Source organism: Aureispira sp. CCB-QB1 (assembly GCF_000724545.1).
Lineage (GTDB): Bacteria > Bacteroidota > Bacteroidia > Chitinophagales > Saprospiraceae > Aureispira.
On record NZ_JHBV01000147.1, the window covers coordinates 1 to 11,551 of the forward strand.

Genomic DNA, 11,551 nt, shown 5'->3' on the forward strand with positions numbered 1-11,551 from the left:
AAAAAACTTAAAAATACGACATAATAAATTTGGGTTTTAATTGGGGTGATTTAGGACTTGTATGAATGGGAATACGTACAAGTCCTTTTCTTTTTCAAAAAAATAAGGTTTATATCGAAAGATGTAAGCCTTATTTTTTTTGAAAAATGATACCTTTGATTGGAAAATAACATTGAACGAGGAGTGAGCAGAAATTCAAAGTTAGTTCCAAAGCCTTTCTCGTTAAATAAATTGATAAATTCAATTTTGAATTGAAAAAAGATTAAAGATGCGAAAAATAACAGCCGATTGGGTATATCCCATTCATACAAATCCGATCAGAGAAGGTGTTGTTCTTGTTGATGAAAATGGTAGAATAGAAAAGATAGACGTACGTGAAAATTATAATGCGGATGAGTTGGAAATTTACAGTGGAATAATTATTCCTGGTTTTGTAAATACACATTGCCACTTGGAATTATCTCACATGAAAGGTAAAGTACATACGGGAACAAGCTTAATCCCCTTTATCACAAGTGTGGTACAACAGCGAGGAGCTAGTGAAGGAGCTATTCAAGAAGCAATAGCCGCAGCAGACCAATATATGTATGAACAAGGTATTGTTGCTGTTGGTGATATTTCTAATGTAACCGATACGTTTTTGCAAAAATCTAAAAGCAAGCTAAGATATTATACATTTACAGAGTTCTTTGATTTTCTTCAAGAGCAAAATACAGAAACGGAATTTGCTAAATATAAGGCAGTTTATGATGCTTTAGAGGCTGTAGGAGGACACCAAAAAAGTTGTGTTCCGCACGCTCCTTACTCTGTTTCTCCCAAACTTTTTGAGGCAATCAATCAAGTGAATGATGGTTTGCAAAAAACAGTTAGCATTCACAATCAAGAGACTCCGCCAGAGAATCAGCTATTTTTAGAAAAGAAAGGAGGATTTATTGATTTTTATGGAGGTTTTGGTATTGCCTTAGATGATTTTGACGCTACTAAAAAGCCTTCTATTTATTATGCGCTACAACATATGGACCCTTCTCATAGAACCTTGTTTGTGCACAATACATTGACAACGGCTGCCGATATACAAGCGGCGCAAGCATGGAGCGATCAGGTATACTGGGCCACTTGTCCAAATGCGAATTTATACATTGAGAACAATTTGCCCAATTATCAAGCATTTATGGATAATAATGCTAGAATGACAATAGGAACAGATAGTTTAACTTCAAACTGGCAATTGTCTGTTTTGGAGGAGATGAAAACGATTGCAAAATATCAGTCTTATGTGCCTTTTGAAACATTATTAGAATGGGCTACTTTGAATGGGGCCAAGGCATTAGGTTTTGAAGAAGACTTAGGGAGCATCGAAGTAGGAAAACATTGTGGGTTAAATCTCTTGTCCAATTTGAATGAGAAAGGGGAATTAGCCAATAATACGATGGTACAACGCTTGGTGTAATTAAGCAAGTTTAACATAAAATGTCAATCAAAGAAAACAATAGTTATGAAGTGTTCTTTATTATTAGTTTTGTTATTGTTTAGCATCAAAGCCATTGCTCAAGGTTCTTTAACAGCCCCACTCAATGATGTAAACCATTATTTGCATGATCGTATGGAAATTCGAACAGGAAATTTTGGCAACATTCATAGTGGATTAAAGCCATTGATGCGAAAAGATATACGCAGTTATCAAGATAGTGTGGTTGCTAAAGACTATTGGTCTACGAATAAGCGTCGTCAAAGTGATTATGATTATGTGCATATTGATTATAATGATGATGACGCTACCATTCAGAGTAAAAAAACTTTTATGAAGTTCTTATATCCCAACGGGGATAAGTCTTTTTTGAGACATTTTTATAGAACACCAGCACATTTATTAGAGGTACGAACCAAGCATTTTTATGCAAATATTAATCCTATTCTACATTTCAAAGGATCTTTTGAGCAATACAATGGCGAAGGGCGTTTGTTATTTCTGAATAGGAGAGGTGCTGCGATTCGAGGCAATATTCTAAATAGAGTTTATTTTTATACAGATGTTATTGAAACACAAGCGGCTTTCCCTACCTATGTGGACAGTAGAATACGAAGAGATTTTGCTGTTCCAGGAGCAGGTTTTTTTAAGCAATATGATAGTAATTTAATACCAGGAAAAGATACTTCGGGAGTAGATTACTTATTGGCGCAAGGGTATGTTGCCGTTGACTTGCTGAAAAACCATATTGGTATCCAGTTTGGTCACGGTCAAAATTTTATTGGAGATGGGCACCGGTCGTTGTTTTTATCCGATTATTCTTCCAATTATTTTTATTTAAAAATAAATACAAGAGTTTGGAAGTTGCATTATCAAAATATCTTTGCAGAACTAACACAAAACTATGGACAAGCACAGCGAGCATTCGATTTAGCATTACCCAAGAAGTATCTAGCAGCACATCATTTAAGTATTAATATTCTTAAAAACCTAAATATTGGTTTATTTGAAGGAGTAGTTTTTAGTAGAAATGGACAATTTGAATTGCAATACCTAAATCCAATCATATTTTATCGAGCTGTAGAACAAGCTGTCGGAAGTCCTGATAATGTCGTAATCGGTTTAAACTGGAAATGGAATTTCTTAAAGCACTTTTCTTTTTATGGACAATTTTTATTGGATGAATTATCTGTTGGCGATTTACTTCGACTTGGAGGAGGTTGGTGGGGAAACAAATTTGCTTTGCAAACGGGGCTAAAATATATAGATGCTTTTGGAGTTGACCACTTGGATATGCAAATAGAGTTTAACATGGCTCGTCCTTATACCTATAGTTTCAGAGACAGTTCTGCCAATTATACCCACTACAACCAACCCTTAGCACACCCTTTGGGAGCTAATTTTATGGAATGGATCGGCATTGTTAATTATCAACCTTTGCCTAGAATGAATATCAGAGCACAGATTAATTATTCTGTTTATGGACAAGATTCTTTAGGTTCCAATTGGGGGACAAATCCAAGTATTGGTTATAATTCTAGAGAACGAGAATTAAACAATCAGATTGGGCAAGGGATCAAAACAAATTTGTTTATTCTTCAATTGCACTGGAGTTACCAAATTCGACACAACCTCTTTGCTGATTTACAATTTATGTACCGCCGAGAGGACGCTGTCATAGATGCTTTAGACAACAACACCTTGTTGTTAGGAATTGGCTTGAGATGGAATATCAGCGAAAAAATGAAAGATTGGTAAAAAAGATTGGCTTGAAAACGTTAGAAAAAAGATTGTTTCTTTTAGTCTAAAATTTTCAAGCCAATACCTGTCGTAACGTCTAGTGACCAAGAGCTGGTGTTTTTGACTGTTTGCCTCCTAATTCATTAGCTTTTGCATTTACTTTTTGAGCTTCTTCTGCACGTCCCAACTTTTCTAAAATAGCACTATGTGTTCGTAGATACTCGGCTTTATAATCAATACTAGTTGCTTGACTAGCCCACTTTTCAGCTGTTTCCAAAAGTTTAGCATCATTGGTTTGCATTAAAACACTACGGGCATATTGATGTAATGTTTGGGCATCCTTTTTGGCATACTTTTTCAAATATTTATCCGAAAGCTTAGTGAAAGCGGTGATGTCCTCTGTGCCAGCAGCATATTTTATGTCAGCATACAAAGCATATTCTTTCGCATATTTAGGGTCTGCTGTTTTCATTTTGAGTTTAGCCTCATCCAATAAGTCAGCTACTTTATACTCAATCGCTTTATTTATAGTCTCATTACAAGCTGATTTTAGTTTCTCTTTAAACGTTTCAGCTGATTTTAATTGAATGATAGCCTCTTTGTTTTCTACGGCAAGTTCAAAAATTTTGGAATCTGCTTCGTTGGCAAAATCAAATAAAAACTCTAGATTTTCTTTAGATGAGAAATCATCTTGTGTTCTGATGTATTCGTTGGCAATTTTTAAATTAGGTTTGGCACTATTCAACAAAGCATAAGCATAAGCACGCAAAAAGTCGGGATCACGTTTCCCTTCTTCGTATTGTTGGGCATATTCTCCTGATTTATCGTTTTTGCTCAAGGCAACCTTTCCAAGTCCTAAGAACTGATCGGCAGGACGACCACCTTTGGCTGCATGAACAACTTCTCCTTTTTCATCCAAAAAAAGCAGCGTAGGGTAAGAATTGACACGATACTTTCCAGCCAACCTAGGACCTTCTCCTTTTTCCATATCTACTTTGATATTAATAAAATGTTTGTTAAAGAACTTTCCAACTTCAGCATCCGAAAAAACATCTTTAGCCATCCGTTTGCAGGGACCGCACCAAGAAGTGTAGGCATCCATAAAGATAATTTTATGTTCTTTTGCGGCCAAGGCTTGTGCTTCAGCCATTGTACCTTTAAAAAACTGAATGCCACTGTCGGCAAATGCCCATTGTAGGCTAACCAATATTAGAAGTCCAGTAAGGAGTTGTTTCATTACACTACATTTTAAATTAGTAGTTCGTTGATTTTTTACTTTTTTATCTTTTTGATAAAAAAAGTACATTTATATTAATTTGATAATCAATTTTTTTTACAAAACGCAGTGAACTTTCAATTTTATGATTACCAAACTAATAAAGTTTTTTAACGAACTGTTGTTAAATAAATAATACACTAATTTTGAGTCCAATTGACTTGGAATCAGGTTGAATGCTATTTTTTTACTTTATGAATAACGAATTTTGAGCCAACTTTTTAATTGTTATCCTAATTAGGATACAAAGCAAGATTATGTGATCAAAATTGTTCGTTTTCCGAATAAAAAAATGGACTATACAATGTTTAACATCAATCCAATGATGATGACTAAAGTACGAATTTTTATAGCGAAGGTTTAATATAAAATCAATTTTAGTGATTATTTAAGAACTTTTTGGAAGCAAAATACATTGTCTAATAGAATTTATTAATTTTACAAATTAAATAATTAAAACAAAAAAGTGTTATGAGTTTGACTGATCGCATTAATGCGGGCATCAAGGATGCTATGAAACAGAAAGATGAGGCAAGAAAACGTACTTTACGTGCAGTAAAAGCACAATTGCTATTACTAAAAACAAGCGGATCGGGAACCGAAATTACAGAAGATCAGGAAATTAAGCTTTTACAAAAAATGGTAAAAGAACGCCAAGATTCTTACGAGATTTATGTAAAACAAAATCGTGATGATTTGGCAGCTCCAGAAAAAGAAGAAATGGATATTATCAAGGAGTTTTTGCCCCAGCAAATGGGAGAAGACGAACTAAGAGAAGCTATCAAAGGCATTATAGACCAAGTAGGAGCTACTTCTATGAAAGATATGGGCAAAGTGATGGGCATGGCAAATAAACAATTTGCAGGTAAAGCTGATGGCAAAACAATCTCTACGATTGTAAAAAGCTTGTTATCCTAAATAATAAATGCTACAAAAGTAGATGCAAACGGGTTTGCCAGTAAAGGTGAATCCGTTTTGTATTTTTGTGTTCTCAGAATGCGATTGTCTTAGGATATGGTTGGTTAGGTTAATAGCTCGTTAGAGAAAAAAAAATGATAATGAATTGCTTGCATTGAGCTTTTGATCACCAACGATGCAGTACTCAATAAGTAGCCGTGCAGTTAACTATTATCAGGTAGAATATATTGTAAAATTTATTAGAGGTATAACAAATGGCAGTAGATGTATTATTTATCATAATGGCAACCTTTGGGTTTTACTTTGGGTTTAGTTTTGGTTTGATGAAGGTCGTTTTGGCAGTACTTTCTTTAATGTGTGCAATTCTTGCTGCAATGGCATTTACTCCAATGACCACCAATATTATAATAGATACATTTGAAATAGATTCTGTTTTTTTACCTTTTGTAGCTTTTTTAGTCACTTTGTTGATTGTCTTAATGCTTGCTAGAATAGTTACCAAACTTATAGAGGAAACCGTAGATAACAAGCGTTTTGATATTGTAAGTCAGATTGTAGGTGGGGTGATTATGGGATTTATATTTATCCTTTTATACAGTGTTTTGGTGCTGTTTTTTGGTCAAGCTAGAGTGATTGAGTTGGTATTTAACCAAGGATATAAAATAACAAAGAAAGATATCAACCCTCAACTTGTTGTGCCTGGAAAGCTGGCATTGAGCAAACCTGATACAATCTATTTAAAGATAGATGATGATCATACAACTTATCGTTTTGCTCCAGACAAAAGCAATAGTGAGAAACCTGCAAGTTTGACCATTCGTTTTGAACCAGTGCCTGGAAATCGCTATCTTGGATCTATTGGAAGCTCGGTGCAACAATGGGATATATTGCCAGAAGATACAGTTCGTATTAAATCTAGTGGGCAACTCTTTTTGACTGTAGAGAAAGAAATTCGCTGTTTTTGTGATAGCACCTTTTTAGTAACATCTGTTAATGATACAATGAGTTTTGAATGCCTAGATGATTACTTAGCTGCCAAGAGTACCACTTCTTTTTTTTACAAATATATTGAAGTAATTCCTCAAAGAGGTACCCAACTAATGAAAGGAATCGCCCCATTTATTGAGCACTTTATAGACTACATGAGTGTAGCACTAGAGCGATTAGATAAAGGGGCTAAAGGAAATAAAGCCCCAATAAATGTCTACTCGGGGGAGGATAATAAAGAGGTTGTGCAGCCTGTTATAGAGGAAGAAATACCAGATTTTGAACCAGAAGAAAGAGACACCATAGGGTTTACTATCGACACCACTAATATGCCTACGATTAGCCCGTCTGTTGATACTACACCCGATTTAGAAGAACCGGAAGAAGTCGAATATGAAGGATAAACCACATTTATTATTATTAGACAACTACGATTCCTTTACTTATAATTTATACGATTATTTGAGTCAATTAGGAGCACGTTGTACCGTTGTTAGAAATGATAAAATTTCCATATTGGAATTAGAAAAGTGTCATTTTGACGCAGTTGTACTCTCACCAGGTCCCAAACGCCCCCAAGATGCAGGTATATTAATGGATTTAATACATCATTTTTATGTCAAAATACCAATTTTAGGCATTTGTTTGGGAATGCAAGCGATTGGAGAGTATTTTGGTGCAAAACTTGTACATGCATCTATACCAGTACATGGTAAGACTTCTTTGGTAGAACATACGCAGAAGGACATTTTTCACGGGATTACGCAACCCACACAAGTAATGCGATACCATTCCTTGCTGTTAAAAAATCTACCTAGTTGCTTAGAACCAATTGCTTGGACAGCATCTAATGAGTTGATGGCAATTAAACACAACACATATCCTATATGGGGAGTCCAATTTCATCCAGAATCAATTCTAACATTAGACGGGTTAGCAATCTTGGAAAATTGGTTAAAGGTTATCGTGATAAGGCTTAATTCTTAAATTAAATTTAAAACTACCTTTGAAAAGTATAAATTTCCCTCTTTTACGTTATTCTTGGTAACAATTGGAGCAAAAAAGGAATTAAAAAATAATTTTTTGAGTTCCTTTGATACTTCATAGTTGTTTTGGAATGACAGGTTTTTATTATCTGTACCTATTTCAACTTAACTAAAAAAAGAATAAACATAAAACTCCCATTGCATTTGGTCTACCTACGATTGGGTTTAAAATCAACTTTTTATTTGATAAAAATGAAAAGTGTACAGCAATTTATCAATAGTTCGTTGAAAAATTCTATTAGTTTGATAATTAATAAATTGTGGATTTATTACGTTTTGTTTTTAAATTTTGATTATCAAACTAATATAAATGTGTTTTTTTATCTTTTTGGTAACTAAGCTTGCGATCTCACGAGCGTAGCGAGCTAAAAAAGTAAAAAATCAACGAACTACTAAATTTATAATAAAACAATAAAATCAATATATGTACGCATCAGCACTAATATCTTACTCCGTCCCACCGCTCAAACTCAATGATACTGGCGTTAAAGCGTTGTTATGGATGAATGATTTTCATGTAAGGCATTTACCTGTTGTAGAAGATGGAAAACTATTAGGAATTTTATCTGAAGATGAAGTCCTTAATTTTGTCGATGCAGAAACAACAATCAGAGAAAGCCGACCTGTTTTATTACCTAAATTTGTTCCCGCACAAAAACACCTATATGACATCATGAAACTGGTCGTTAATTTTAACCTAACGGTCATACCTGTTTTAAATAACGAGGGAGATTATATGGGGCTTATTACCATCGAAGATCTGTTAAAAAAACTGGCAGATACAGGTTCAATAACACATCCTGGAGGCGTTTTGGTTTTAGAAATGGCGCCTAGAGATTATTCTTTGTCTGAAATATCTAGATTAATAGAGTTAGAAAACGCAACTATCTTAAGCAGTTTTATTTCTTCTCCCTATGGAACTAATGCATTGGAATTAACATTAAAAATAAATAAAGAAGATCTAAAACATATTGTGGCAACTTTGGAACGATTTGGTTATGATGTAAAATCTTCTTTTTATGAATCAGAATTTATTGATACACTCAATGATCGTTATGAAGGTTTAATGCGTTACTTAGACGTTTAACGAAAAAAAATTAACAAATTGAACCAAAAGTCATCCTAGCAGTTTTGTCCTAGGATGACTTTTGATTTATAAGCTTGTAAATTTTACCACTAATCTATAGTATAGAACCAGATAATAAGGGCATTCTGTTTTGTCTCTATTGTTTATAAGGCTTTTTTATCTTTGTAGATGTGGAAGTCGAAACAGTTATCCCACTAAATTAATTACAGATATCGGACTAAAATCAATGAACAAACTAGTAATAATTGTTTTTTTTATATGGATAAGCTCCAGTTGCGAAACACCTCAAGCTTTAAATAATGCTTCTAATGAAGATGAGAATCAACCTCAAGAAGGAACAAAAGAAGCTGGCAAAACTTTTATAGCAGGAAAACACCCTAAGAATGTTATTTTTTTAATAGGAGATGGAATGGGTTTAACTCAAATAACTGCAGGCAGTATTGCCAAAAAAACACCTCTAATTCTAGAAAAGTTTCGACAAATAGGACTAGTCAAAACGTACTCAACCAAACTAATAACAGATAGTGCAGCAGGAGCTACCGCTATGGCCACTGGTTCCAAAACATATAATGGAGCTATATCAATGAATATTCATCAAAAGAAACTCAAAACAATTTTAGAATATGCAGAAGAAAAAAACTGGTTGACAGGTATCGTCACAACTGCCACGGTTACACATGCAACACCTGCCTGTTTTTATGGGCATCAACCGACAAGAAGCCGTGTCAATCAGAAATTAGCTGCTGAGTTTATGACTAAAGATATTGAAGTGCTGATGGGAGGAGGTTGGAATTACTTTAAGGATGGCTTAGATGGTCGAGATCTAATCGCAGAAGCACAAGAGAAAGGCTATTTTGTTACTGACAATATCGAACAAGTAGGAGATTATAGACCAGAAAAAATGATTTGCTTGATTTCTGCTAAGTTGCCTCCCAAAATAGAAGAGCGTGGAGATTTTCTGCCGTTAGCGGCTAAAAAAGCAATTGATATTTTGAGCTATCCCAAATCAAATTTCTTTTTAATGATAGAAGGAGCTCAGATAGATTGGGGAGGGCACAAGAATGAATCAGATTATATCGTAGAAGAAATGCTAGACTTTGATAGAACCATTCAGCAAGCATTTGATTTTGCTAAAAAAGATGGTAATACCTTGGTCATTGTAACAGCCGATCATGAGACAGGAGGATATAGTATTAATGGAGGTAGCAAAAAAGAAGGGAAAGTGGAAGGAAAATTTACTTCTGATTACCATACAGCGACAATGGTACCTATCTTTGCGTATGGTCCAGGAGCAGAATCTTTTACAGGAATAATGGATAATACAGAAATATTTTTTAAATTAAAATATTTAATGAACTTAAGCGAATCTTCCTCAAACTAGAATTAGTATTGAGTTGATTATTAAAGATTTATTGCTTAGGGACTTTGAGGGGAATTAGTATGGTAAAAAAATGAAGTTAGATTTTTTGTAAAAAAAACAGAAAATCCGTTTTAAATTGTGCTTATAGGTTTATAATATTATTACTTTTGTCCTTCTTATAAAAACAACTATCTAAAGAATTTTCTAAATATTTTGCGTTACTAAAGCAAACAATGGAATTGAATAACTATATAGAATACACCCTCCTAAAACCTGATACCACTAAATTAGACATAAAGGAACTTTGTAGAGAGGCATTAGAACATAATTTTTCGGCGGTTTGTATCCCCCCATTTTATGTACCAATAGCAGCAAAGTTATTAGAGGACTCAAATACTAAAGTCATTACTACTATAGGTTACCCCATGGGCTATCATGCAATTCCCGTAAAAGTAGAGGAAGCTAAACGTGCGATAGACGAAGGGGTAGATGAGATCGAAATGATGGTTAATATTGCTGCTGTTAAAGATGGTAATTGGTCACATGTTAAGAATGATATTTCAAGTGTAACAACGGCAGCACACCTAAAAGGAAAAAAAATAAAAGTTATTTTAGAAACTAGCTTATTGACAATTGAAGAAATAAAACAATTGTGTGCTATTTGTTGTGATGTAGAAGTTGATTGTATCAAAAATGCTACAGGTGTAAATGGCGGACATTCGACAATTGAAATGATTAATTTGCTAAAAACAGAATCTAAAGGAATCAAGATTGTTGTAGCAGGAGGTGTGCATACAAAAGCTTTTGCATTAGAATTAATCGAAGCAGGAGTCGATAAGCTGGGAACACCTGAAGGAGTACAGCTTCTTCATTCAATAAAGTAGAAGTTATGAGATGGATAATCGCAATAACAATGATACTATGGAGTAGTTTTTCTTTTGCCCAAGACCAAGAAGGTATTGTAAGGGTTGTCGAAGAAAATTCTATACGTCAAATTTTAGATCATCGGAAAGCTTTAAATTTTACCAAAGATAGAACGGTAAAAGTATGGAGTGTACAATTGTACTTGGGGCGAGATAAATATTTAGCGACTCAACAAGTTTCAGAAGCCAGAAAAAAAACAAGAAACATTACGTCCAAAGTGGATTGGTTTTATGAGGCACCCTATTACCGTATTTATGCTGGTGGATTTTATACCAAACTAGAAGCAGTAGCTTTATTGAATGAATTATTAGGAATGTATCCTGATGCTATTGTTTTTAAAAATACAGAAGCGAAACCAACAGATATGGAGTAAATACATAGTATCTTCTGTAATTTAGAAAAAAGAAAAAAAAACTTTTATTGACAATTGCTTAATAATGATGCACTTGCTGCTTTTTGAAGTTAATTAATTGTTTTTTTATTTTAAAAAATTAGGAAAAAAGAAAAACCCGCTTTATATTTGCAACCGCTTCAAAAGAGAAGTATAGCAAAAATGAAACGACAAAAAATAGCTACTAAAAAATATTTTTTAAAAAAGTTTAAGAAAAATTTGGTAGTTTAAAAATAAAGTCAGACATTTGCAACCGCTTAACGAGAGAGCAGATAAAAAAGTTTCGAAAGAAACAGAAAAAGATATTTGAAACGACAGGATAATTAGGTAAGAAACTAGAGAAATCTAGAAGAA

At 33.9% G+C, this 11,551-nt stretch carries 10 protein-coding genes; 9 read left to right on the forward strand and 1 reads right to left on the reverse strand.

All coding sequences use genetic code 11. The annotated features are described in order from the left end of the window. Positions 1–268 precede the first annotated feature (268 nt). Positions 269–1,450 (forward strand): amidohydrolase family protein, encoded by a 1,182-nt coding sequence (locus CG11_RS28145; protein ID WP_052600251.1) that lies wholly within the window; start codon positions 269–271, stop codon positions 1,448–1,450. A gap of 45 nt (positions 1,451–1,495) precedes the next feature. Further along, positions 1,496–3,226, forward strand: a complete 1,731-nt coding sequence (locus CG11_RS28150; protein ID WP_052600252.1) for a hypothetical protein — start codon at positions 1,496–1,498, stop codon at positions 3,224–3,226. A 79-nt stretch (positions 3,227–3,305) separates the two neighbouring features. Here CG11_RS28150 and CG11_RS28155 read toward each other — a convergent pair whose 3' ends face one another. Continuing rightward, a complete protein-coding gene (locus CG11_RS28155; RefSeq protein WP_052600259.1) occupies positions 3,306–4,445 on the reverse strand; it encodes a thioredoxin fold domain-containing protein in 1,140 nt (379 codons plus the stop codon). Positions 4,446–4,955: 510 nt separating this feature from the next. Between CG11_RS28155 and CG11_RS28160 the strand changes: the two genes are divergently transcribed. The 7 genes from CG11_RS28160 (at position 4,956) to CG11_RS28190 (ending at position 11,179) form a co-directional block, all read left to right on the forward strand. Next, positions 4,956–5,402 carry a GatB/YqeY domain-containing protein gene (locus tag CG11_RS28160; RefSeq protein WP_052600253.1) on the forward strand — a complete coding sequence of 149 codons (447 nt, stop codon included), beginning with the start codon at positions 4,956–4,958 and terminating at the stop codon, positions 5,400–5,402. 254 nt (positions 5,403–5,656) lie between these two features. After that, the gene (locus tag CG11_RS28165; RefSeq protein ID WP_081909683.1) at positions 5,657–6,793 is read left to right on the forward strand and encodes a CvpA family protein; all 1,137 of its coding nucleotides are present in this window, start codon (positions 5,657–5,659) and stop codon (positions 6,791–6,793) included. Next, positions 6,783–7,376, forward strand: coding sequence for an aminodeoxychorismate/anthranilate synthase component II (locus CG11_RS28170; protein WP_052600255.1), 594 nt, complete (start codon positions 6,783–6,785; stop codon positions 7,374–7,376). Before CG11_RS28165 ends, CG11_RS28170 begins: the two co-directional genes overlap by 11 nt. A gap of 483 nt (positions 7,377–7,859) precedes the next feature. Next, entirely contained in the window at positions 7,860–8,522 is a 663-nt protein-coding gene (locus CG11_RS28175; RefSeq protein ID WP_052600256.1) for a CBS domain-containing protein, read from the forward strand. 226 nt (positions 8,523–8,748) lie between these two features. Beyond that, complete coding sequence (locus CG11_RS28180; RefSeq protein ID WP_072011021.1) at positions 8,749–9,903, forward strand: alkaline phosphatase; 1,155 nt, start codon at positions 8,749–8,751, stop codon at positions 9,901–9,903. A 212-nt stretch (positions 9,904–10,115) separates the two neighbouring features. Next, positions 10,116–10,766, forward strand: a complete 651-nt coding sequence (gene deoC, locus CG11_RS28185; RefSeq protein ID WP_052600257.1) for a deoxyribose-phosphate aldolase — start codon at positions 10,116–10,118, stop codon at positions 10,764–10,766. Positions 10,767–10,771: 5 nt separating this feature from the next. Further along, positions 10,772–11,179 carry an SPOR domain-containing protein gene (locus tag CG11_RS28190; RefSeq protein WP_156039958.1) on the forward strand — a complete coding sequence of 136 codons (408 nt, stop codon included), beginning with the start codon at positions 10,772–10,774 and terminating at the stop codon, positions 11,177–11,179. Positions 11,180–11,551 lie beyond the last annotated feature (372 nt).

Bases quoted from the DNA above. Each gene is read 5' to 3' on its own strand.
- CG11_RS28155 (WP_052600259.1), bottom strand. From the start codon at position 4,445: ATGAAACAACTCCTTACTGGACTTCTAATATTGGTTAGCCTACAATGG.
- CG11_RS28180 (WP_072011021.1), top strand. From the start codon at position 8,749: ATGAACAAACTAGTAATAATTGTTTTTTTTATATGGATAAGCTCCAGT.
- deoC (WP_052600257.1), top strand. From the start codon at position 10,116: ATGGAATTGAATAACTATATAGAATACACCCTCCTAAAACCTGATACC.
- CG11_RS28165 (WP_081909683.1), top strand. From the start codon at position 5,657: ATGGCAGTAGATGTATTATTTATCATAATGGCAACCTTTGGGTTTTAC.
- CG11_RS28170 (WP_052600255.1), top strand. From the start codon at position 6,783: ATGAAGGATAAACCACATTTATTATTATTAGACAACTACGATTCCTTT.
- CG11_RS28150 (WP_052600252.1), top strand. From the start codon at position 1,496: ATGAAGTGTTCTTTATTATTAGTTTTGTTATTGTTTAGCATCAAAGCC.
- CG11_RS28160 (WP_052600253.1), top strand. From the start codon at position 4,956: ATGAGTTTGACTGATCGCATTAATGCGGGCATCAAGGATGCTATGAAA.
- CG11_RS28190 (WP_156039958.1), top strand. From the start codon at position 10,772: ATGAGATGGATAATCGCAATAACAATGATACTATGGAGTAGTTTTTCT.
- CG11_RS28145 (WP_052600251.1), top strand. From the start codon at position 269: ATGCGAAAAATAACAGCCGATTGGGTATATCCCATTCATACAAATCCG.
- CG11_RS28175 (WP_052600256.1), top strand. From the start codon at position 7,860: ATGTACGCATCAGCACTAATATCTTACTCCGTCCCACCGCTCAAACTC.